This is a genomic window from Enterococcus sp. AZ062 (genome assembly GCF_051715065.1).
Lineage (GTDB): Bacteria > Bacillota > Bacilli > Lactobacillales > Enterococcaceae > Enterococcus_B > Enterococcus_B mundtii.
Window position 1 is genome coordinate 1,785,762 of sequence record NZ_JBIOTB010000001.1, and the last position, 24,520, is coordinate 1,810,281.

The 24,520-nt window shown below is 39.4% G+C and carries 24 protein-coding genes; all 24 read right to left on the minus strand.

Annotated features, from left to right (window positions below; translation table 11 throughout):
• Positions 1–2: 2 nt before the first annotated feature.
• Positions 3–1,112, minus strand: a complete 1,110-nt coding sequence (locus IGJ00_RS08600; protein ID WP_019723575.1) for a PTS fructose transporter subunit IIC — start codon at positions 1,110–1,112, stop codon at positions 3–5.
• Between the two features lie 27 nt (positions 1,113–1,139).
• Positions 1,140–1,454: a PTS fructose transporter subunit IIB gene (locus IGJ00_RS08605; RefSeq protein ID WP_071867688.1), complete on the minus strand. Its 315-nt coding sequence runs from the start codon at positions 1,452–1,454 to the stop codon at positions 1,140–1,142.
• Positions 1,455–1,477: 23 nt separating this feature from the next.
• On the minus strand, positions 1,478–1,927 hold the full coding sequence (locus IGJ00_RS08610; RefSeq protein WP_071867687.1) for a PTS sugar transporter subunit IIA: 450 nt from the start codon (positions 1,925–1,927) through the stop codon (positions 1,478–1,480).
• A gap of 1 nt (position 1,928) precedes the next feature.
• Positions 1,929–3,836, minus strand: a complete 1,908-nt coding sequence (locus IGJ00_RS08615) for a BglG family transcription antiterminator (protein ID WP_438844326.1) — start codon at positions 3,834–3,836, stop codon at positions 1,929–1,931.
• Between the two features lie 284 nt (positions 3,837–4,120).
• Positions 4,121–6,730 carry an ATP-dependent chaperone ClpB gene (clpB, locus tag IGJ00_RS08620; RefSeq protein WP_438844327.1) on the minus strand — a complete coding sequence of 870 codons (2,610 nt, stop codon included), beginning with the start codon at positions 6,728–6,730 and terminating at the stop codon, positions 4,121–4,123.
• 379 nt (positions 6,731–7,109) lie between these two features.
• Positions 7,110–7,604: a GrdB-related putative oxidoreductase gene (locus IGJ00_RS08625; RefSeq protein WP_074799240.1), complete on the minus strand. Its 495-nt coding sequence runs from the start codon at positions 7,602–7,604 to the stop codon at positions 7,110–7,112.
• A 17-nt stretch (positions 7,605–7,621) separates the two neighbouring features.
• Positions 7,622–8,974, minus strand: a complete 1,353-nt coding sequence (celB, locus tag IGJ00_RS08630) for a PTS cellobiose transporter subunit IIC (protein ID WP_071867683.1) — start codon at positions 8,972–8,974, stop codon at positions 7,622–7,624.
• Between the two features lie 75 nt (positions 8,975–9,049).
• The gene (locus tag IGJ00_RS08635; RefSeq protein WP_071867682.1) at positions 9,050–9,385 is read right to left on the minus strand and encodes a PTS sugar transporter subunit IIB; all 336 of its coding nucleotides are present in this window, start codon (positions 9,383–9,385) and stop codon (positions 9,050–9,052) included.
• Positions 9,386–9,432: 47 nt separating this feature from the next.
• Positions 9,433–10,380, minus strand: a complete 948-nt coding sequence (locus tag IGJ00_RS08640) for a N(4)-(beta-N-acetylglucosaminyl)-L-asparaginase (RefSeq protein WP_071867681.1) — start codon at positions 10,378–10,380, stop codon at positions 9,433–9,435.
• A gap of 168 nt (positions 10,381–10,548) precedes the next feature.
• Entirely contained in the window at positions 10,549–11,850 is a 1,302-nt protein-coding gene (locus IGJ00_RS08645) for a Sapep family Mn(2+)-dependent dipeptidase (RefSeq protein WP_438844328.1), read from the minus strand.
• Positions 11,851–11,860: 10 nt separating this feature from the next.
• The gene (locus tag IGJ00_RS08650; protein WP_438844329.1) at positions 11,861–12,589 is read right to left on the minus strand and encodes a GntR family transcriptional regulator, LSA1692 subfamily; all 729 of its coding nucleotides are present in this window, start codon (positions 12,587–12,589) and stop codon (positions 11,861–11,863) included.
• Between the two features lie 446 nt (positions 12,590–13,035).
• A complete protein-coding gene (locus IGJ00_RS08655; RefSeq protein ID WP_074799250.1) occupies positions 13,036–14,088 on the minus strand; it encodes a lysylphosphatidylglycerol synthase transmembrane domain-containing protein in 1,053 nt (350 codons plus the stop codon).
• Positions 14,089–14,098: 10 nt separating this feature from the next.
• The gene (locus IGJ00_RS08660) at positions 14,099–14,371 is read right to left on the minus strand and encodes a DUF1294 domain-containing protein (RefSeq protein ID WP_010735321.1); all 273 of its coding nucleotides are present in this window, start codon (positions 14,369–14,371) and stop codon (positions 14,099–14,101) included.
• Positions 14,372–14,384: 13 nt separating this feature from the next.
• Complete coding sequence (locus tag IGJ00_RS08665; protein WP_115357704.1) at positions 14,385–15,287, minus strand: diacylglycerol/lipid kinase family protein; 903 nt, start codon at positions 15,285–15,287, stop codon at positions 14,385–14,387.
• A gap of 201 nt (positions 15,288–15,488) precedes the next feature.
• Positions 15,489–16,721, minus strand: coding sequence for a peptidase T (gene pepT, locus IGJ00_RS08670; RefSeq protein WP_438844330.1), 1,233 nt, complete (start codon positions 16,719–16,721; stop codon positions 15,489–15,491).
• A gap of 15 nt (positions 16,722–16,736) precedes the next feature.
• On the minus strand, positions 16,737–17,861 hold the full coding sequence (locus IGJ00_RS08675; protein ID WP_438844331.1) for a Nif3-like dinuclear metal center hexameric protein: 1,125 nt from the start codon (positions 17,859–17,861) through the stop codon (positions 16,737–16,739).
• A gap of 1 nt (position 17,862) precedes the next feature.
• Positions 17,863–18,555: a tRNA (adenine(22)-N(1))-methyltransferase gene (locus tag IGJ00_RS08680; protein ID WP_438844332.1), complete on the minus strand. Its 693-nt coding sequence runs from the start codon at positions 18,553–18,555 to the stop codon at positions 17,863–17,865.
• 221 nt (positions 18,556–18,776) lie between these two features.
• The gene (locus tag IGJ00_RS08685) at positions 18,777–19,208 is read right to left on the minus strand and encodes a hypothetical protein (RefSeq protein ID WP_071867674.1); all 432 of its coding nucleotides are present in this window, start codon (positions 19,206–19,208) and stop codon (positions 18,777–18,779) included.
• Between the two features lie 183 nt (positions 19,209–19,391).
• On the minus strand, positions 19,392–20,318 hold the full coding sequence (gene dnaI / locus IGJ00_RS08690) for a primosomal protein DnaI (protein WP_071867673.1): 927 nt from the start codon (positions 20,316–20,318) through the stop codon (positions 19,392–19,394).
• A complete protein-coding gene (locus IGJ00_RS08695; RefSeq protein ID WP_115357707.1) occupies positions 20,318–21,700 on the minus strand; it encodes a replication initiation and membrane attachment family protein in 1,383 nt (460 codons plus the stop codon). The genes dnaI and IGJ00_RS08695 overlap by 1 nt, the downstream gene beginning before the upstream one ends.
• Before the next feature lie 22 nt (positions 21,701–21,722).
• A complete protein-coding gene (nrdR, locus tag IGJ00_RS08700) occupies positions 21,723–22,208 on the minus strand; it encodes a transcriptional regulator NrdR (protein WP_071867671.1) in 486 nt (161 codons plus the stop codon).
• A 458-nt stretch (positions 22,209–22,666) separates the two neighbouring features.
• Entirely contained in the window at positions 22,667–22,999 is a 333-nt protein-coding gene (locus IGJ00_RS08705) for a CsbD family protein (RefSeq protein WP_071867670.1), read from the minus strand.
• Positions 23,000–23,056: 57 nt separating this feature from the next.
• A complete protein-coding gene (gene coaE / locus IGJ00_RS08710; protein WP_071867669.1) occupies positions 23,057–23,677 on the minus strand; it encodes a dephospho-CoA kinase in 621 nt (206 codons plus the stop codon).
• Complete coding sequence (gene mutM, locus IGJ00_RS08715) at positions 23,650–24,486, minus strand: DNA-formamidopyrimidine glycosylase (RefSeq protein WP_071867668.1); 837 nt, start codon at positions 24,484–24,486, stop codon at positions 23,650–23,652. Before mutM ends, coaE begins: the two co-directional genes overlap by 28 nt.
• Between the last annotated feature and the right edge of the window lie 34 nt (positions 24,487–24,520).

Sequence of the window (24,520 nt, forward strand, 5' to 3'; positions counted from 1 at the left end):
AGTTACGCTTCCCATTGTTCTTCCCAAGCAGCTTCATCAAATTCTTCAACTGCTGATTCTACTTCTTGTCCAGCATCTTTTGAACGTAGCACGCTAGTTAAGATCGCGATGAACAATGCACCTGTAGCGATCGAAAGTACATAGATCGGCCATTTTTCTACGGTGAACCAGCCATAGAATCCTGAAATCGGTGCAGTGTTCACTGCCCCTAAACCAACTGCCATCGCTGAACCTAAGGCAGAACCAATCATATTGATCGGGATAACTTTCAATGGATTTTCAACGGCAAACGGGATCGCTCCTTCAGAAATACCAACAAGTCCCATGATCACTGCTGATTTCCCAGCTTCTTTTAATTCATTGTTGTATTTGTTTTTCGCAAAGATCGTGGCTAATCCTAACCCGATTGGTGGAATGATGATCGCCACTTGTGCCGCAGTATTCGGTGCATAAACATTACTAGTCAATAGTGCCATTGCTGTGGTCACTGCCGCTTTATTGACTGGTCCACCTAAGTCAAAACCAACCATTGCGCCAACGACTGCTGCCATAACGATGGCATTTCCACCACTTAAACCGTTCAACCATGATTCTAAACCAACGTTCAATGCTGCAAATGGCGTACCGATCACATAATTGACTAATAGAACGGTGATCAATGTACCTAAAACTGGTACTAGAAATACTGGTACAACTGATGCCATTGATTTTGGCAATTTGATTTTGTTTTTGATCAACAAGCAAGCATAACCAGCGATAAGACCAGAAACGATTGCGCCTAAAAAGCCTGCATTGATATCTTTCACTAACATCCCGCCAACTAAACCAGGAGCAATCCCTAGTTTATCTGAGATCGAATAGGCAATAAATGCGGAAATCACTGGGAACATCAAACCAAGTGCTGTGCCACCGAAACCATCTAAACTATGCAATAAACGAATGATCGCATTCCCACTCTCGCCATGAGAACCGTCCCAAATATCCACAATTCCGTAAAATGAACCACCCACACGAGAAATGGCCATGATTACTGCTCCGGCGATCACTAACGGTATCATATAAGATATTCCTGTTAAAACATGATTTTTGATTTCACTTGCTATTTTTTTCATTTACTTTCTCCCCCACTGATTAATTGATTAGTCGATCATTCCTAAAGCTTCTTCAATGACTTTTTCGGCATTCTTGATTGGTGCAGCAACTGGCACTTTTAAGATCGTTTTGCCTTTGAAACGCTCTTCATTTCTCACTTTTGTATCTACTGCAAAAATAACGACTTCGCCAATCTTGCAATCTTTTTCAGTCAACTCATTTTCGATACCTGTTGCTCCTTGTGTTTCAACTTTGATCAAATCTCCACGTTTTGCTGCTGCTTTCTTAAGTGCTTGAGCTGCCATATACGTATGAGCGACCCCTGTAGCACAAGCTGTAACTGCGATAATTTTTCTTTTCATCTCTTTTTCCTCTTTTCATTTGTTTATTCGCTTAATAGTTTCGCGATTTGTTGTTTATCTGTCTCAGTTTTTAACTGTGCCGTAATGTCATCATCCATTAATTTCATCGCAATCTCAGATAAGATTCTTAGATGGGTATCCCCTTTTTGTGACTCTGGGATCGCCAATAAAATGACCACAAAAACTGGTTCTTCATCTAACGATTGCCAATCGATTGGTTGTTTCAATCGTGCAAAAACAATTGCTGGCTCACTGACTGCTTCACTTTTCCCATGAGGAATGGCAATATTGTTCCCAATGCCTGTCGTCGAATGTTCTTCTCTTTCTAATACAGACTGGATATAAGCTTCTTTATTGTTGACTAAGCCGTTATTCGTTAAAACTTCCCCTAATTGACGAATCGTTTCTTCTTTGGTTGTACTCTCCATATCTAAAAAAATATGATTAGAAGGTAGTAAAGTTGCAATGCTCATATTAAAATTCCTCTTTCAAATAGTTTTTGATCTCATTTTTTGTTCCTTTTAGCAAATGTTTTTTTTCACCAGATTCGATGATCTCTAGCATGACATCATAGACTTCTTCCAGCTCTTGTGCTGTTTCATCTTTGATACAGATGAAAAATAAATATTTGACTTTCGTTTCTCCCCACATCAATTCATTAGCTAAGCGTAAAAAGACGATCGCTGATTTTTTGACGTATTTAGGGGCCCCGTGTGGTGTCGCAAATTTTCCAAAAGAGGTAAAAGATAGCTGTTCTCTTTCTAAAGAAGAAGAGATGATTTTTTCTTCCGCGTATCCTTTTTCAATCAATTGTTGTCCAACGAATTGGATCACTTCCTGATAGTCTGAGAATGAATGATCCAAAAAGATCAATTCCTCTTTGATCAAGTCCGCAAAGTGATTCGTTGACTTGATGGTATTATTTTGAGCATCCTTTAAAAAACGCTCAATTTTTTGACGTTCTGATTTGTTGAGAACCGGTGAAACATTGATCGTTGGTATCGTCTCTAGGTTCAAGTTGACAGTCGATATCACCAGATCTTCATCGATCGATGTCTGCATCAACTCTTGGATTGAAAGTATCCTAGAAATTTCGATCTTCTCATAATTTCTACGAAGTCGGGCAGCCAAGAGTTGTGATGTGCCTTTGCCACTGCTACAAACAAGTAAGACACTGACTTTCTTCTGATATTTTTCTTCTTTTTGCTCTTTCATTGCTTGGATATGGACAGCAAGAAAAGCGACTTCATCTTCTGGGACGTTGATCACAAAATCTTGGCTCAAGGCATTAGCTAATTGGATCGCTTCTGTAAAAGCCACAGGAAAGTTTTTCTTCACATCTTGTAAAAAAGGATTATGGATCAACAGTCCTTTTTTGATACGCAAGACTGCTTCTTTGATGTGTGTAACTAATCCTAAAATGATACTTTCATTGTAAAGGGTTACATTTTCGTGAATCAATTGTCGAATGCGTTCATCTGTCACTTCCTGTATTTGCTTCGTTTGTTCAAGCAACGTATCACCTTCTAAGTGTAAGAGAATATAACGGACTTCAGAAGAAGGTAATGTCAATGAGAAAGTTTTTTCTAGTTTTAGAATGAATAAATCAAATGGTTTATTTTCTCTGACTTTTCCAAATACTCCTTCACTTTCTAAATAGTTATCCTCTCTTACGCGATCAATCATGATCAACAGATGGAGCAATAATGAATGATAGGTCGTATCATTCAACCTTATTTGTGCATCTTTTAGATATTCCTGCAACATTGTATCAACTAATGTGATGTTCTTCATGTCGATGAAATCATTGACAAAAGGAGGAATACCTTGGATCGAGTGTAGATATAGCTGGTTCTTTTTGGTGATTTTCCAATTACTACCCCAAAAATAGTAGATCAGATCAAAGGCTAAGCGTCTTTTTTCTTGCTCTGATAAGTTTAGAAATGAACCTTTACCAGGCAATCGATCGATGCTAACGTTGAAATGGCGGAAAATCTCATGGACTTGGTTCATATCACCTTCTAATGTCGATTTGCTTATAAATAGTGTATCTTGTAGTTCTTGGCGAGTGAAATAGGTCTTTTTTTTCAAGAGTTCAAAACAGAGGAATTGAATACGTTCTTTTTTAGAAGCTGGAACTGTTACCATGTTCGTTGTATCGATCTGATTTAATATTTCGTTTGGATCACCGTTGATCGAGACACCGACTCGTGGTTTTCTAATTAGTTCGATGGTTGTTCCGCTAAATAGCTCATCGATCAGTTTTAGTGATTGTGAAACTGTTTTATTCGATAAATTCATGTGTTTTGCTATTTTTGTGACCGTCGTATGTTCGTTCATCAAAATATATTGAATGATTGCTTTTTCCCGTTCCTTGATCATCACACTATCACCTCATCTACATTTTCTATCTTAGCTTGTCTGCCGTTTTATGAAAACACTTACTTTTACCGTTTTGAATACAGTAAATCATAGGTTTAGTCGCTAACTTGACTACGCCATTCATTTTTTAGTTTCTGTTTCTTCAATGAACCAAGTAATTGTTTATTAAAGTATAGACGAAAAAAAATACCTGTCAAAGTGCAGACTATCAGTAATAGTCCACTACTTTGACAGGTAATGATTTCCGCTTCTGTCATGTATAAGGGTGGTACAAGCGCTTCTTATTATTCGTCTTCGGGTAAGTTTTCAGTTGCGAATGCTAAGTGGTGATCAAACAATGTGATTGTTACTTTTGATTTTGGCATGATCTTGCCAGCTACGATTTCTTTAGCCAAAGGCGTTTCAACTTCTTTTGTAATGAATCGTTTCAATGGGCGTGCGCCATATGCAGGCTCATACGCATTTTCTGCAATCCATGTTTTTGCTTCGTCACTGATTTCCAAAATGATTTCTTGATGTTCTAAACGATGTGCCAAATGAGAAATCATCTTGTCAACGATCCCTTTGACATTGTTTAGACTTAATGGCGTAAAGAGGATCGTGTCATCAATACGATTCAAGAATTCTGGTTTGAAATGACCACGAAGGATCGTTCGCACTTGTTCTTCGACTTCTTCTGGTATCGTACCTTCCGCGGTAACACCTTCCAACAATAGTTGAGAACCGATATTGCTTGTCATGATCATCACCGTGTTTTTAAAGTCAACGAGACGACCTTTTGAATCCGTCAAACGGCCATCGTCTAATACTTGTAATAAAATATTGAAGACATCTGGATGTGCCTTTTCAATTTCATCGAGCAAAACGATCGTATATGGGTTTCGTCGCACAGCCTCTGTTAGCTGTCCACCTTCTTCGTAGCCAATGTAACCTGGAGGCGCACCAACTAAACGAGAAACGGCATGTTTTTCCATGTATTCACTCATATCGATCCGCACCATATGCTCTTCAGAATCAAACAAGTTTTCTGCTAAAGCTTTTGCTAGTTCGGTTTTACCGACACCAGTTGGTCCTAAGAATAAGAATGAACCTAATGGTCGGTTTGGATCTTGTAATCCTGCACGAGAACGAATGACCGCATCACTCACTGCGTCTACCGCTTCATCTTGCCCAATGACACGTTTATGAAGTGTTTCATTCAACTTGATTAGTTTTTCTCGTTCACCTTCCACGAGTTTCGTTACTGGAATCCCTGTTAAACGACCTACAACTTGAGCAATCTCATTTTCAGTGACAGATTCTTGTACCATCTTGATGTCACTGTCTTTTGTTTTTGCTTCTAGTTCTGCTAATTCTTTCTCTAATTGTGGAATCGTACCATGACGTAAAACAGCGGCACGCTCAAGATCATAATTGTTTTCTGCGTCTTCTAATTCATGTTTTGCCTTATCGATTTCTGCACGTTTAGAAGATACGGTATTTACTTCTTCTTTTTCAGTTTCCCACTGCATCTTCATCGCATTGGCTTCTTCTCGAAGATCGGCTAGTTCTTCTTGTAAGTTCTTCAAACGTTTTTTACTTGCATCATCAGATTCTTTCTTCAAGGCTGCTTCTTCGATTTCCAACTGCATCAAACGACGAGTCACTTGATCTAATTCCGTTGGCATGGAATTCATTTCTACTCGGATCGTCGCACTTGCTTCATCGATCAAATCAATGGCTTTATCAGGTAAAAAGCGATCTGTGATATAGCGATCGGATAATGTAGCTGCCGCAACCAGAGCATTATCGTGAATATTGACGCTATGGTGAATCTCAAAACGTTCTTTCAACCCCCGCAGAATACTGATCGTATCTTCAACAGTTGGTTCCTTCACTAATACTTTTTGGAAACGTCGCTCTAACGCCTTGTCTTTTTCCATGTATTGGCGGTATTCATCTAAAGTAGTCGCACCGATCAAATGTAGTTCACCACGAGCTAACATCGGTTTAAGCAAGTTACCGGCATCCATACTACCTTCCGTTTTTCCTGCACCGACGATGTTGTGGATCTCATCGATGAACAAGATGATCCGCCCATCGCTTTTCTTCACTTCTTTCAAGACTGCTTTTAAGCGTTCTTCAAACTCTCCACGGAATTTTGCTCCGGCAATCAAGGCACCCATATCTAAAGAAAAAATGGTTTTATCTTTTAAGTTTTCTGGTACATCTTTACGGACGATTCGTTGCGCTAATCCTTCAACGATCGCTGTTTTACCCACACCAGGTTCCCCGATCAACACAGGGTTGTTTTTAGTTTTACGTGACAAGATCCGAATCACATCACGAATTTCTTCATCTCGGCCAATGATCGGGTCCATTTTGCCACTACGGACTTGTTGGACAAGATCGACACCATATTTTTCTAACGCTTTATATTGTTCTTCTTGATTTTTAGAGGTCACACGCTCTCCTCCCCGCATGTCTTCGATATTTTTACGCAATTCTTTTTCATTCAGTCCCTGTTTTGTCAAATAAACAGTCAGTGGATAATTTTTTAATTTCATTAAAGCTAGTAGCACGATCTCAGTGGATAAGAATTCATCACCAAAAGTTTCTCTCAATTGATCCGCTTCATTCAATAAACGAAAAAGATTTTGACTAAGATTTTGTCCGTATTGGACATTGCTGCCTGAGACTGTTGGATACTCATCTAACACTCGATCAATCTCTTGTTCAAACGCATCTGCATCGATACCTGCATCTGTATATAGATTACGGCCAAAATGATTTGGCTGTAAAAAGATCTTCCATAAATGAACGATGTCGATTTCTTGATGTTTTCTTGTCATCGCTACTTGTTGTGCTTCTGCAATCGCTTCTTGGAGCGTAGTTGTCATTTTTTCACTATTCATATATTTCCCTCCTGTAGTAGAAGTTGTTTGGTCAAAGTCAACTATATCTTTCTCTAGCGTCTATAACATCCGTCTAAAGTCTCGTTTTCTTTAACCTTTACATGATTATTATACTCATTTGGTCAGCTTTGGTCAAAGATTATACTCAGGATTATCAAAAAAATTTGAGACAAAAGTGACAGTAAATGTTGTCTGTCACTCTATACCAAATAAACGGCAAAAAAAAGAAACCTCTATAAAATTAGGGCAACAACCACAGTCATTTACAGAACGATTCCGTGGTTGTTACCCTTCATTCTAGAGGTTGGTTCTATTCCGACCTAGGGTATTTATTTCTGATGATTGCTTAGCACAAACTAGTTGATTCATCAAAATCAAGTCATGAGGATTGATTTTGATGAGTGAGCGCTGAAATAAAGTAGCTGATATTTTTATATGAATCATTTAAACCAATTCCGCCTTTTTTAGGCATTTTTATTACATTGATCTTTTTAGCATAGCGTACAAAGGCAGGATTTTCTTCAGACATCGCAGCTACACTTGGGATTCCTTGTTCACTGAAAACCAAAGCTAATTGGGCCGCCATCATGCCAAAATTAGCATAATGCATCGCGGGACCACAAAGAACAGCATCTGCATCGAATTTTTTGGCAAAACCTATAAATTTTTTGTTTACCTCTTCTTGGTGATCGAGATAATACTGATCACCACAATACAATGTAGCAATGATTTCTGTATCGTGTTCTTGAAAAAGTGGATTTAAGGTACGCCCTGGTCCAAGAGCTGTTTTTTTGCCCCCAGGAGGTAGCTGGGCATTTTCATCACTGCCCAAGCCTGCAGTCAAATGATTGAGAATCAAGACTATTTTTTTCATTCCTATGGCCTCTTTTCCTATAAATCATCAAAATCGAATTCATCAAAATCGATTTCTTCTTCTTCCTGTACCGCCTCTGCTTCTTCTTTTAAATACTGATTATCTAGCACTTTAATAAAAGGATAATAAATAGCCATTCCTAATAGGATCAGTAATGCTTGCAAAACAGATGCCTGCCAACCACTAACTAAAAAACCAGAAATGATCGGTGGCGTTGTCCATGGTAGTTGAATACCATTCGTATAATTAACTAATCCTACCTCCATACAAAAATAGGAAATGATAATATTGATCGTGGGTACAAGTGCAAATGGAATAAGTAAGACTGGATTTAAGACAATCGGTAATCCAAAAATAATCGGTTCATTGATTCCAAAAATCCCTGGTACTAGTGACAATTGCGACAGTTTTTTTACTCGTTGGCTTTTGCATACTAGAATCATGACTAAAATCAATGAAAGCGTAGATCCTCCACCACCAAAAGTAGCAAACATATCTTGAAATTGACCTGTGATGATATTTGGTATATCTGCGCCATTTTTGAAGGCATCTAAATTTTCAACGGATAGTGCTCGTAAAATCGGATTGAATACTGCCCCAACTACACTCGAACCGTTGATACCGAAAAACCAAAAAAAATGCAAGAATAAGTAGGCTATGATCATCGCGCCTAGAGTATTTCCTAAGCTAAGTAAAGGAGTTTGTAGGAACTTAAATAGTATTTCTTGTAAATTACCATATGAGGTTAGATTTGCTAACCAATTGACAATCATAAAAAGAGTAACAATCACAAAACTTGGGATCAACGCTTCAAAGGATTGTACGACGGTTGGTGGCACACCTTCAGGCATTTTGATCGTCCAACCTTTACGTAATAAAGCGACAAACAATCGGGTAGCAACCAAAGCCACGACCATCCCTAAGAACAGGCCGCTAGAACCCATCCAACGTAATGGCAAGCTTCCTACTTCATAGACTTCAGTGGAGCCTTCTGGTGTAAATAGGGTTGTAAAAGGGGTCACTATAAAAAAAGCGACCAATGAAATAATTGCCGCTTGCATGGCATCTACTTTAAATTGTTTTGCCAGACTATATCCAATACCCCCAACCGCTAAAATCGTCATAATATCAAAACTTGCCGTGGCAGGCATATTCAACATCGTTGCCCAGTTATCTCCGAGAAAATGGCTCATCGTTTCATTCCAATTTGGAATTGGAAAATTAGTCAAAACTAAAAAGAGCGATCCTACGATCAGTAAGGGTGTTGATAGCAAAAAACCATCACGAATCGCAATCAAATACTTATTTTCACCGATTGTTTTCGCCATTGGTGTTAACACACGTTCTAACCAATCCAAAAATTTTTGCATGTTTCTTCCTCCCATCCAGCTGCTTTATTTTTGTTTGAGGACACAATTTTTCGATTGAAATCCCATTTTATTAAGCTACTTTGGCGCTTTTGATTTTTTGATCAAGCCCAAGACATCTTTCAACGCTTTTTCCCCGTCCATCATGCCATATGTTTCTGGAGCAATCGTGCCAACAGGTATCCCCATTGGGTCAAACGTTTCTTTCATTTTACTCGCTAAATGACGGACTTGAGGCCCTAATAAAATAGCCACAGGTTTTTCTTGTGCGACTTTTTCTTCCGCATGGATCGCAGGAAAAGCGGCAATTTCTAATGGCATTTTGTGTTTTTTGACGACCTCCATCATTTTATTGACCATAATACTTGTTGACATTCCTGCTTCACAAAACAAATAAATTTTTTTAGTTGTCATATTTATTCCTCCATTTTATTCTTGTTAACCGTTTATCCGATTCGCTGTTAAATTGGTGCTTTGATACGTGCTTCATAGGCATCAAGCCATGCTTGTGTGATTGGTGTGATCACTGTCGTCTGATCTGGACCAGGATTGGCCATAAAAATTGCTGGTTCTTGAGCCATCGTTGCGACACTAAATGTAAATTCAACGTTCGTAGCTACCCCCCATTCGCCATATTTATCTAATGCTACTAACGAGAACGCCCCCGCTTTGCCATAACGTTTGCGCAATCGCTCATCAAATCCATAAACGGCTCGATCACAAGCCGCTTGTGGCGTAAATCCATTCCCCATCAATCGAACGATTTCATAAGAGAGGCAGCCCTTCATAAGATCCTCCCCTAAGCCTGTAGCTGTCGCACCGCCAATCGTACTATCCACATAAAATCCCGAACCAGATAATGGCGAATCTCCTACACGTCCATGTTTTTTCATAAACAAACCGGAACTGGATGTTCCTACTGCCATCTGTTGTTGCGTATCGAGCGCGACAACCCCGACCGTATCATGGCCATCGTAAGGATCTAAATTCAACGTAGCGATTTCTTTTACTCGTTGTTCCCAGATTTTTTTTGCACGTGCTGTTAACATATTTTTTCGTTCAAAACCAGATAGCATTGCATATTCTGTTGCTCCCTGTCCTACTCGAAAACTATTGAATTTTTCATCACTTAATTGCCGAGCAACAGAAATCGGATTGGCTACATCAGTAATCCCTGCAACTGCACCAATCTTAAATGTTTCTCCATCCATAAAAGCAGCATCCATTTCTACGATTCCTTTTTCATTTGGTAACCCACCATAACCAACGGATTTATAAAATGGATAATCTTCTACCACTTTGATCGCCGTTTCCACAGCATCTTTACATGAAAACTGTGCTTCTAATTGTTGTTTAGCCGCCAAGACACCTTCATGTGCCATGCGCCAAGTTGCAATCATTCCCCACATTTCTTTCCCTCCATCACCTAACATTTGTAGCGCTTTCAAGTATATTCTATATGGTATATACTATTATGTCTATACTAAAAAACGAGTTTCTTTTTAAAACTCATCGTTTTATTAGAAACTCGTTTTACGTGAAATTTATTTTTCAATTGTTCGTTCTATCTGAATGTTTTATTCTGTTAATGCTTGGAGGCTGCGCATGTAGATTTCTAAATTTGTTCGCAAATCTGCGGAATCCATGTATTCGTTCGCCGTATGCGCAATCCCTTTTTGCCCTGGAAATGAAGGACCAAATGCTAAGATATTCGGCATTTTACGCGCATACGTGGCGCCTGTTGTTGTCACTGGTTTAGGATCATTACCGGTGACTTGATGATAGATCATTGACAGTGTATTGATTTTTTTTTGCTCTTCTGTCCGACAAAATCCAGGAATACTACGAACCACTTCTAAATCAACACCTAGAGGCAATTGGTTTTTCAAACGTGACACGACTTGTTTTTCTGATACGGTCACCGGGTAACGTAAGGCAATTTCTAATAGCAAGCCTTCTGGAGACTTTTGTAGCACAACAGGTGTCAAAATCAACTTGCCTGAATCTTCGTCTTCAAACGCTAAATCGATCCCTTCTCCAAAATGTTTTTGATGAAAGCTTTGACAAATCCAGCGAAAATAACCCTGTGCAATTGGCGTGATCATTCGTTCTTCAGCTAGTTTTGACACCAAGATCGTGATAGCATTTTCTCCTAACTCAGGCGCGTTACTTGGTGCTCGTTTACCACTGGCACTTATTTCTTTTTTGGCAATTCTCACGTGCAGTTGGTCTGGAACATGATCACGGAACTGGTCCCCTTCGAATCGACTGATTTGTTGATGTTCCTCTTCGGGTAAAGTAAAGTGGAGTACCACATTTACGATCCCACGTTCGCCATAGACCACAGGATATTTACAATCGGGCGTGAACCCGAATAACGGAGGGCTTTCCTCGGCTAAGTAATGAGAAATATCTGACATGCCACTTTCTTCATCCGTTCCAAAGATGATCCGAAGATTCTTTTTTGGCTGGTGTCCTAGGTCTTTTAATAGTTTCATGCCATACAGACAACACATGATAGGCCCTTTGTTGTCTAATATTCCTCGACCATAAAAACGACCCTTTTTCTCACTGAGATCAAACGGCGGAAACTCCCATCCTTGACCAGCAGGAACCACGTCAAGATGTCCCAGGACCCCGATATAATCACTTCCATCATTCCCCCACTGGGCATAGCCGATCGCATCATCGATTACTTTTGTTTGGAACCCATACCCGGCACTTTTGTCCATGACCAAAGAAAGAACCGAGCGTGCTTCTTTACCAAAGGGAGCTCCTGGTCCAGGTACTGACTTAACACTAGGAACTTGCATGACTTGTTTGAGTAAATCCAGAAAATCTAGCCAATTCTCTTCGATTGCTGTGTTGATTTGATCCATTTTTCACCTCTTATTTTTGACGTATCAATGTATTTTTAAACGTATATTGATCTGCACGATAAAAAGACGTGTCGAACAATATCGGTTTAGCAGAAGGGGAATAAGTCATCGAATGGACGAGAAGCATTGGATCATCTTCTGATACATGCAATAACTTGGCAATATCTGGGGGACTTATGACTGCTTCGACTTCTTGATGCGCGTAGCCAATCTCAATGTTCTCTTCAATTATTTCATATAATGAAGATGCCAGCTGAGCTTGAGGAAGTTCACCACTTTCATTTTGCAAATAACGTTTTAGTATATAGAGGTTTTCTACTGTCATTGGTTCATCATCAAAGTAACGTAAACGAGACAGATATACCATTGCTTCATTTCCATAGTCAGCGAACATCTGGCGAATCTTCAACGGTACTTCTTTTACGATCTCAACTTGCAATACTTCTGTCCGTGTCTTTTTTCCTTGAGCCTTGGCAGTTTCAGTAAAACTTTGTAAGCCACCGGAACCGCTTTGGATCTTCGGTTGCTTCATGACATAAGTTCCTTTTCCTCTTTCTTTCACTAAAATATTTTGACTGATCAAAAGATCAATTGCTTTGCGTACTGTCAGTCGACTGCATTGAAATTCTTCCGCTAAATCATAATCTGAAGGCAACTTTTGACTGGTCACGTAAGTTCCATCATTGACTCGTTGTGCAATTTTTTCAGCTATATCTTGGAAAACCACTTGTTTTTTCACTTTATTACCTACTTTCTAACTACATATCATTCATCAAACAGTCGATTCATTCTGACATCAAAAGTCAAACGTCTAAAAGTTGAACGGTCCAAAATGAAAGAGCAACTTCTATCGTTTTTTATCCTGCTTGTAGGATGAGTAAAATCAAGAAAATCTTTCTTGTCGAAAGCTAAGTTTTCGATTGATTTTATATATAGTATATACCATTAAGTATAGACTTTCAGCAACTAATCGTGGGATTTTAATTTTACCCTACCGGTGTTGATTGTTTCTTCCATACATTTCGAGGGACTGTTTTGTTTGAGAGATAGCAACGTCTAGCCTATTCTGCGTGAAAGCAATTGTTGAACAGATATTTTTTAACAAACGAAAAAAGAATCAATCTAAGCATTTTCAGCTCAGACTGATTCTCCATTTAAATTTTACTTGAAAGTTGTTCAAATTATTTAAATTTTCCCCTTTGTACGCTTTTTTTCTGCCTTTACTTCATGGATCTCTTGACGTAAGATATTCCGTCTTTCTGCAATCACATAGAAAAAACCATAAATGAATGGCAAGATGAACGAGCCAAATCGGTAAAGTAATAAGGAAGAAACAGCATCCACCGTTCCAACTACAGGTCGAAAGAGCAATAGATAGACAAATTCAAACGAGCCAATGCCTGCAGGAGTTGGTAAGACTCCTGATAAAACCACTGCAAAGCTAATAAATGAAAATGTCAAAAGAAAATCAAGATGTGGATGGTTTTCTACTAAAAACAGATAAGGCATCACATACCAACAGAGTAGTTTTAGCAGGTTCCAACAATAGATCCTGATCAATGCGGTGCGGTCTTGGATGATCGTTTGTACCGTTTCTCTCAGTGAATAGATCTGGCTGTTGCACGTATCGACCCAGTGACGTAAACGTTCAGTTTTGAATAAACGATTGGACACTTTGACGAAAAAAACTTGAAGATTCAAACTGACGGAGACGGTCACAAGAAATAAAATGATCAAAGCCGTCAAAATGATCCCAGCAATGATAAACCAAATCATATTGGGTGCCTTTTCGTAGAACAAAGAAAATTGAACGATCAAGCCAATGACTGCATAAGTGATCACCGCTAATTTATACATAATCATATGCAAGGCAGTGACTCCTGCTCCTTGAGAAAACTTCAGCCCTTTTTTATTGTAAAAATAAATTTCTGAGATCAGTGTACCCGTTCCAAATGAGACGATCCGATAAAAGGCAATATAACAAGACGTCCAGAACCCATCACTTGTACTGAAAGATTTGGAAAACGGCTTGGCGATCTCTTTGATTGAGCGACCTTCTACAATTTGATAAAGTGTACCGAAAAAAAACATCGCCAGAAGCACTTGGACACTTGTTGAAAGCAACTCTTTGAAAATATCCGCAAAAGATTGGTTGATCAAATAATAAATAATAGCGAGAATAATAGTCAATAATAATAAATTAATGATGATTTTGATTTTTGTTCCTTTAGTAGACATGTACGACTCCTTAATGGAAAAAATAGATCAAGACGAGATCAATCATGATTCCTAACATGAAAACGATCGTGAACTTCTTTTTTTTAGTTTTGTGACGGAATATGCGTTGTGCGAACAAACCGCCCAAACCACCGCCTAACAAGCTAACAAACAACAAATTACTTTCTGGTACACGCCAAGCGCCTTTTTTTGCCTGACGTTTATCATAACCCATCAAGCCAAATAGATAAACATTCACAATGAATAAGTAAAACCATAAGGGATTATGCATCAATACTTCCATCAACTTCCTCCAATTATTGCTCTTCTTTTGGTACGTAGATCGTTATACCTTCTGGGATGACTTTTAATTCGATCGGTAAGTCATCTGTAGTGTCACCATCCGTCCGAGTTGTCACTTTCTTTTCTCGTGCCTGGATATTGACTTGACTAGCTGTCAGATATTTGATGCCAGGAACAGAATAGATCTTACCTTTGATCATACGTGGGAGATAAAATGCAAACCGGAAAAAATCTAATGAAGGAACGATGGTGATGTGGAACTTGCCATCATCTGGCGCAGCGGAATCATCGAAACCAGTAAAACCGCCTACTGAGTTGGACATCGTGATCGTCAACAACTGTGCTTTTCCCTTCCAATGCTCTTCTTCCGTCTTGATATCTAAATGATATTTTTTCTTTTTTAGCAATAATTTCACGAAACGTTTGATAAAGATCCATGAACCGTATTTTTGCTTCTCTTTTTGGCTGATCCAGACCGCTGTGTCGGCTAATATGCCAATAGTCAAAGTAGAAATGACTACTTTATCATTCACTTTCCCATAATCGATTTTGCGGATCGATTCCTCTAACATCATCGCTGCGGCTTCTTCTTTCTCAAAAGGAATGCCTAACACTTTCGCTAAGTTATTGATTGTTCCACCAGGTAATAAGCCAACACGATAATGGTCTAATTCATCTTGGAATGCTTGGATGATATGGTGGATCGTGCCATCACCACCAATGATGACCAGTGTATCTACCTCATGTTCTTTTGCTTTTTCTCTCAATGTTTCATCTTTGATCGACGGTCCAGTTTCCGTTAGATAAACCTCTAGTTCTGGTCGATGTTTTGCGACATACTCTTTGAACCATTCTGCTAATTGTTCCCCTTCATCCTTTCCTGAACTTTTGTTATAAAATACCAGTAACTTCTTCATAAACCATATTCCTCCTACTTTCCTGCAAAAAACAAAGGGAGTGGATGCGAAATAAACGCTCACCCCCCCCCCATGAACAGTGATTCGAGCACTGACTAAAATAGCCTCGAATCAATCATATGTCAATGCAGTGTAGCAATCAACCAATAATGTGAGATTATTGGTTGAAATTTAATCTTTTTTATCAATGAAACGGATCGATTACACCTGCGTATTCAACTCCGCGATTTTAACAATGACATCTGTCGCTTTTTCCATGACTTGTAGGGATACAAATTCAAAACGTCCGTGCATGTTTTCGCCACCTGCAAATAGATTTGGTGTTGGTATCCCCAGATAAGAGATTTTTGAGCCATCTGTCCCACCACGTACAGGTTCGATCACTGGCTTAATGTCTAAATCGATCATTGCTTTTTCAGCTAGATCAACGATACTCATATCCTTTTCGATGATTTCACGCATATTGTAGTATTGATCATACATTTCTACTTGAATACGCTCTTGGTCAAACCGTTGATTCATTTTTTCTTGAATGCTTGTGATCATTGCTTTTCTTGCTTCAAATGACTCACGTTTATGGTCACGGATGATATAGCTCATTTTCGCTTCTTCTGGACCACCATTCAATGCCATCAAATGGAAGAATCCTTCGTAACCATCTGTTTTTTCAGGAACTTCATCAGCCGGTAACTCATTGTGGAAGTCGATCGCTACTTGTAAAGCATTGATCATTGTATTCTTCGCTGTACCAGGATGGACATTTTTCCCTTGGATCGTGATGTTTGCTTGCGCTGCACTAAACGTTTCGTATTGTAACTCTCCTAAAGGTCCACCATCGATCGTGTAAGCAAAATCCACGTTGAACTGTTCTACGTCAAATTTGTCCGCACCAACTCCGATTTCTTCATCTGGACCAAAAGCGACTTTGATCTCCCCATGAGGAATGGAAGGATTTTTCAACAAAATCTCCATAGCTGTCATGATTTCTGCAATACCCGCTTTGTCATCTGCGCCTAATAATGTCGTACCATCAGTTGTGATCAATGTATGGCCATCATAATTTTTTAAATTAGGGAAATCTTTGACATTCAAGGTAAAGCGCCCTTCTTTATCTAAAACGATCGTTGATTCTCCATCATAATTTTCAATGATCTGAGGATTTACGCCTACTGCATTGAAATCAGCAGTATCCATGTGAGCAATAAAACCAATCGAACGTACGTCATGATCGATATTACTAGGTAGTGTAGCAATCACAAAACCGTTTTCTGTATTATATGTTACATCAGACAAGCCTAGATCTTCTAATTCTTTTTTCAAGACTTGCGCAAACTCTACTTGCGTTTGCGTAGATGGCGTAGTACGACTTGTTGGATCGGATTGTGTTTCCGTTTTGACATATCTTAAAAATCGGGGTAATAAGTTCTCGTACATAAATGACTCTCCTTTTTATTTAAATTCAAATGGATTGGTCGATGTTTCTGAAACAAAAAAGTCAACCGTCCAATTCTCTTCGTTTTTCCACTTTTCAAATTTCTCTACAAATTTTTCCTTGCACAATGATTCGATATAATGGCCAGGATCAATTGCAGCTAATCCCGTACTTTGCATATCTTGCGCTGTATGGAAATAAATATCGCCAGTAATATACACATCCGCTCCTTGAGCCAAGGCTGCGGGATAAAACTTCTCACCACTCCCACCACAAATAGCGACTCGTTTGATCATTTTTTGTGGGCTTGTCGTTGGGCGAACCACACGTAAACCTTCCAATTGAAAAACTTCTTTTACATGGGCTGCGAAATCATCCAAGCTCTGTTCTTTTGCTAGTTCCCCAATGCGACCTAATCCCCAGGTTTTAACTGGTGCATCGATCGAGAACAAATCAAATGCCGGCTCTTCGTATGGATGTGCTGCAAACATCGCTTGTAAGACTTTCTCTTCTATATTTTCTGGGAAGATCACTTCGACTTTGGCTTCTTGGACTTGTTCCCCACGGCCGACTTCACCAATTGTTGGATTCGCTCCAGCTTTTGGACGGAATCGACCTTGGCCAATCGAGGTAAAACTTGTACTATCATACTCTCCTTGTTCTCCGGCACCCGCTTTTGCCAAGGCAGCTCTTAAACGCGGAGCATCCTCCATTGGAAGATAACTGATCAATTTTTTGTAGCCACGTTCATGCGTTTGAACAAGATGACCTGTGACCTCAATTCCTAATTGCTCACAAAACCAATCGTTCAACCCATCTTCAATGATATCCATGTTTGTGTGGGCTGCATAGACTGCAATATCATGTTTCAACAAATCAGCGTACATTTTTTCTTGTGGAGAATCAGTGATCAAACGTTTGACTGGTCTAAAAATCGGGGGATGTTTTGCAATCAAAAGATCGATCTTTTTCTCAATGGCTTCTGCCACCACTTCTGGTCGGACATCTAAAGTCATCATCACACGTTGGATCGGTTTGTCCAAAGTGCCAATATGCAACCCAACTGGATCGCCTTCTTCCGCTAACCATTGCGGGCAATAGCTTTCAAATTTTTTGATGAAATCTTGTGCTTTAATGGACATGTCATAAAACCTCCTTGATCCATTCCACCTCTTGTTGGATTGTCTCATATCTGTTTTGTTCACTCGCATTTTTTAATTGCTCTAAGATCACTTCACGTTGTTTGAGCTCCCGTTGCCATTTTGCCGAAAAAGTAGCGTTTTTATCTTCGAGTAAGAATGGCCCGAACATCAGCTCTTTTTCAGAATAGTCAATGGGCTGTTCTTTCTTTTCAGCTACGATGATCTCATAGATCTTTTTGTTTTCTTCGATGATTTCTTCTGCAATGATCTGATAGTTATTTTCTTTCAGCCACGTTCGTAACGTTTTTTCGCCAATATTGGGCTGTAGAATCAAACGTTCTTCTCCCGATAAGCGCTGGTTTTGCCGACCAGCTTCTAAGATGTCACGAATCAAAGAGCCTCCCATGCCAGCAATCGTGATCGCGCTGATTTGATCATGCTTTTCGATGGCATCTAATCCATTGGCCAAGCGTACCTCAATTCGCTCAGACAGTCCATTTTTCATCACCTGTCGTTTTGCCGATTTAAAAGGTCCTTTAACGACTTCTCCGGCTACAGCAAAGTCGATTTTTCCTTTGAGCATCAATGCGACGGGTAAGTACGCATGATCTGAACCGATATCTGCTAAACGAGCAGCTTCTGGTACAAAACGTCCGACAGTTTCAAGACGTTTCGATAACTCTGTGTGATTCATTTTTCCACTCCTTAACTACTGAATGTTTGGATAGCATCCAATTTGTCATGACTTTGGACAAACACTTACTTATTAAAGTTATCCTACTTATTTACGCTTTTGGGATAACTATTGTTCTTGTCCCTATCATAACATTAGTTTATGTTCACTAGAAAAAAGAACTGGGAAAATATCCCAGTCTTTTTTTAACAAGTAATCAAAAGATTTCAATTGATTCTTTTTTATTGGACAGTGATCTCAATGATCGAATTTCCAGGAACTTGTGGAGGGATCGACATCGTCATGACCGCCATTTCTACCAATTTAAATTCGATCTTTTCTCCTTCTTTTAAGGAATCGACACCACCAGTGATTTGATCCACTGAAGCATTCAAGATCACTCCATCATTGCTGAAGGACGTACCGATATTTGCTGGATCTTCTATTTCTTCTACATCTTTGACGGTGATTTGGTACACATCACCTTCCGCTTCGCCGAAGCTTTCGATCGTACCTGTAAACACACTTTGTTTTTGTTCGGTAGAACTATCTGTTTCCACTGTCGATTCTGCATTGATCGAATCGATTGAACCTGTACTTCCTTCTTCGTTGCCGCAGCCTGCCAATGCAAACACGAGACCGGCAGCAACTAGACCAGTTAAAATAGCTTTCATCATACATCCTCCGTGTAATTTCTTGCGTTACTGCTTTGATGATTCCATCCGGTTATTTCTTCAAGTCCATGGATTCGTTTCATCTTAACTTTGTTCAGTTTATGAATTTTTATTGAAAAGGTGAAAAACAGTGACAGTTGAGTAGATACTCCAACCTGTTTCTGTAAAAATCAATTGCTGGCATTAGCCATTTCGACGATTTCGGCCTGTCATTTCGATTTCTTTTGTCAAATAGCGGATTCGTTCCATGATCCGTTTGGCTTTCAACGGTTCCTCATCGCCTCGTTGTGTCACCGTCAAATGTTGTTCTAATTCGTTCATCGTGAAGTTTGAAGAAAAGAATGTTGGCAATTGTTCTTGCATCCGATACTGTAGGATGACACCAAATACTTCGTCACGGATCCAACTACTCATCGCATCCGCTCCAATATCATCGATCATCAAGATCGGCGATTTCTTCACCGCATCTAACTTCTCAGCCACTTGATCTTTGCCGATGGCTTGCTTCATTTCAACAGCAAATGTTGGGAAATGAACCAACGTTGTGGTGAATCCTTTGATTGCCAGTTCTTTCGCTGTTGCACCTAAAAGATAGGTTTTCCCGATACCAAAACTTCCGACCAAGTACAACCCTTTGTGGAAGTTTTTAGGATCAGCTGAATATTGTTCAACGAAGTCTAATGCTTCTAAGCTTGCATAGCCACGTCCATCTGTTCGTTCGAAATTTTCAAAGGAAGCAGATTGGATGTCTTTGGGCATATCCATTGCTTTCACACGACTCTTGATCTCTTCTTGTTTTTGACGAGCTAAGAGTGCTTCTGTCGGCACATAGGTGACATCGACATAGTGGAAATTCAATGTCAATTTTGGTTCATATCCGGGAGCGATCATCGTTGGATCGTTCGTTTGATATTTTCTTTTTTCTTGGACATACTCATAGAGTTTGGCATAGCTTTTTTCGATATCCGCTTGCGTCAATCGGTCTTGATGGGCTGATAGAAAGGCTTGAACATCCGCATCATTCAAAACTTCAGCAATCATCTCGGAATACTTTTCTTGGTAGTTGCGTTTACTGATGATTTTCTTCAGTTCTTTTCCTACATCTTCCATTAGCTCTCACCTTCCTTTTTAGCCAGATACTCTTTGAAGCGACGATCGATCTCGGCTTTTTTCTCTGTACTGATTTGCGTTTCGTCTTTTGGTTGATTGACCCAATCAGGCAATTTTTCTCGCCTTACGTTTCGTCGATAATTTGACGTGTTGTTTTGTTTTGTCGCTTTTGGTTGCTTTGCTTTCGTACTCAATGTATGGAGATGCTCAATCGCATCTTCTGGCGTACTGATTTTTTTTTGCGCCCACTCATTGGCGATCGTATTCACGAAGCTCGCATTCAAGCTCGCATGGTTTTTTATGACTAACACATAGTTGATCAAAATGTTGATGACACTGCTAGACAGACCGGATTGGGTGACCAAATCTTGCAACAACCAATTTTCCTGTTTGGAAACATACCCGCCTTTTTCTTTTTTTATCGCTTCGAGATAACGCATCGGTGGGGTTTGTCGTGCGACTTGGATCAATTGTTGTGCAGCACTAGGCAACGCCTGATTGACAGGGACACCAGTTTCAGCAGGCTGATCGGTATCCAGAGTGTTGCTCGATTGTCGCAACGCATTCTGCTGTTGCTGCCGTAGCAAGACGATCCGTTGAAGTTCTTTTAAAGATACTTCTTCTGTCGTAAAATCAAACGACTGTAGAATCAACTCTCCTAATGTCAGTTCATCAAAGCCATAGAGTTGTTGGTATGTTTTCACTTGTTGAAGGACTGGTTCTGTCAACTGATTGATGTGTTGTTTCTTCAACCAATCGGTCAGAAACGTCCAGTCAAACGAGTCTGAATCTGGTATCAATGATTTGGGTCCAACAGGTGTGAATTTTTGCTGGATCGATTCCACTTGTTCTTGGTTTGCTGCATAGACTGTTTCATTGAACCGATAGACTTCTAAAAACTTCTTAGTAATTTTTTGATAGCCTTCATGCGAAAGATTTTTTGGCTTAAATAACTCTGTCAATTGGTTGAATCGACGTTCACCAACTTTTTCTAGAAGTAAAAAAGAAAGTAACGTATCATTGAAAAACGCAGGAACGTCCATCGGTTCTAACAACTCATAAAGAAAACAATTGCCCAAATTTTCATCTTTTTTGAAATAGACTTCTAAAAGACCGATTCCTTCTAGTTTTTTTCGCGCCTCATAAAATTGTGGTAATCCACAACTTAGACTACTCAATAAATCGGCGTGTAATCCTTCAGGACCTACGCCAGTTTCTAACGAGATCTCCGAGTACAACGTCAAGTAAAGACTCAACGCTTCTCCCCCGATCAATGGTTGGTAAAGGGATAACAAGGCTGACTTTCCTTCTTCTTTTAAAGGACTGCTCTTTCTTCCTTGGTAAATATTTTTCGGTTGTAATTCTTTCCACGCATTTTCCAAGGAATGCTCCCTCCTTTATTAATTACGCATCATTTTCACTATTACCCGAATCTTTGGCTTTATCAACAATGTCTTGTAATTCTTTCAAAAAGACAGACATATCTTTGAATTGACGATAAACACTCGCAAAACGAATATAGGCGATTTCATCTAAGTTCACTAAATCTTCCATGACGTATTCGCCGATCAGATTAGTTGAAACCTCATTTTCGCCAAGACTTCTTACACGATTTTCAACATGATTGACGATCTGTTCCATTTGTTCCATCGCTACTGGACGTTTTTCGGCAGAACGGATCAATCCACGTAAAATCTTGTCACGATTGAATTCTTCCCGTTCACCATTTTTCTTGATAACTAATAAAGGTGCCGCTTCAATTCGTTCAAAGGTCGTAAAACGGAAGGAACATTTTTCGCACTCCCGGCGTCTTCTTATCGCTCGACCATCGTCAGCTTGACGACTATCGATCACTCTTGAGTTGTTATGTTGACATCTAGGACATCTCATCGTAATTTTCACCTCTCTTGGTGTAGTTTAATCGCTTATTTGAATGTACCAAATGAAGTTGTTCCATCAGTTAACTCTTCCACCTACTATGAATCATTGGTGTTAAAAAGGCTGATTTTCACACTAAGCTTAAAAATTATAAAATATGAAAAGGACTTTTTCAATTTATATCTTATTGCTCAGGTCAAAATAATTTTTACAACTTCACTGCTTAATTGTGTTAGATTTTTTTCCACTGATTTTTTATTGAACTAATTCAAGTGGATCGTAATAAACGTTTTCTTATTACTAACTTTAGTATAACATGAAACAATTAAGCAATGCGACTGTCCCAGTTAAAAAATCGCTTGAACTGAAAGATTTGTTGTGTTTTCATCTCAACGAACGAAAACAGACTGGCGTTAAGCACCAGCCTGTTTCTTTTTGATTTTCTGTTTTACTAAATGATTGGGTAATCTCTATAGTTTATCTTCGATTCCCGTATAATGTTTCATTCGTTCTTCTTCGATTTTTTGTTCTGTTGAACGATGATCGAATTGGGGGGCTTGTTTTTCTTCAGGACTTGTCTCTGGATCTTTGCGTTCTGTTGTTAAGTCTTGGCGTTTGGCTTCTTTTTCGACATGTTGGTCTTCTAACTCAGCAATTCTCGCCCGGTATTCATCTTCACGGATTTTACCTTCTTCTGCTTGGATCTGGCCCTTTTCCTGTAAGTCTTCTTTGTGGAGAATCTCACCAATCTTTTCTTTCGCAGAACCTACTACTTTGTCTTTTTGGTTTTTGAATGTACCCATCGTATCATCTCCCCCTCTTTCTTTATATAAATAGCATAGCAAAATGTTGCGATTTACTCAAAGAAAGCGATTAAGTAACAACCATTTTTTGATTTCAGCGGATAAATCTTCCTTGGTTTGACGATTATCGAACACGATATCCGCACGTCGTTTTTTTTCCTCGATCGACAATTGACTTTTCACCCGTTGTTCTGCGTCTTTTTTTGATAATTGATTGCGTACCATCAAACGTTCGATCTGCTGGGATTCTGGAATATAGACCACTGCGACGGCATCCATTTGTGTATCATACTGTCCCTCAAATAATAATGGAATATCGACGACGATCAGCGGATATTTTACTTTCTTCTCTATGATTTCTTCAGTGATTTTCCCACGGATAAATGGATCTAATACTTGATTCAATTGCTCACGTGCGGTGACAGAGCCGAAAATCAATTGTCCAAGTTTTGCCCGGTCTAAGCGACCATCCTGTTGGAGGATCTCCTTGCCGAACGCTTGAACCAACGCTTGAAGTCCTGGCGTATCCGGTTCAACGACCGCTCTTGCCACTTGATCGGCATCAATTACTGGAAAGCCATATTGTTGGAAAATAGCAGCGGCAGTACTCTTGCCTGTCGCAATTCCTCCTGTCAAACCTAAAACAAATCCTACTTGGGTATTCTTAATTTCTGACATGTTGGACAATAGTGCGTCCCCCTTTGCGCAACTTTCGTTTTCACGATTGGTGTTTGACAACGAACACATGCTTCTCCTGTCTGTCCATAGACATGTAAAGCCACTTGGAAACTCCCTGACTCACCTAACGCATTGAGATAACTTCGGATCGTTGTCCCCCCTGCTTCAACTGCTCGTGACAACACATCAATGATTGCTTGACGGAGTAATTTGATTTCTTTTGGGCGTAAAGAATCAGCTGGTTGCTCTGGATGGATCTTCGCTTCCCATAATGCTTCATCTACGTAGATATTTCCTAGTCCTGTGACCAACTTTTGATCAAGTAACAAAGGTTTGATAGCTTTGTGTGACTTTTGTAGTCCTAAGGTAAAGTCTTTCAACAAGAACAAATCTGGTAAAGGTTCTGGACCTAATTTCAAGATCCCTTTATAGGTATTGCTCGCCCCTTTTTCAACAATCGTCATCCGACCGAATTTTCGTACATCGTGGTATCGTAATTGGCTGCCATCTTCAAAAGAGAAAATCACATGTGTGTGCTTATCGATTGGTTCTTCTTTTTCAAAATATTGATATTTTCCCTCCATCCGTAAATGGGAAATCATTTCATAATGACTCAAGTGAAAAATCAAAAATTTCCCTCTGCGACCGATCGATTCGATGGTTTCACCAATTAACGTTGCTTCAAAAATTGGTACCTCCGGTTGTTCAATGATTCTCGGCCACAGCACTTGAACGTTTTTGATTTTTTTGTTTTTCACTAATTTTTCTAATCCTTTTCGGACAGTTTCAACTTCTGGTAATTCGGGCATGCTTTTTCTCACCTACATTTTTCACTTATTTGAT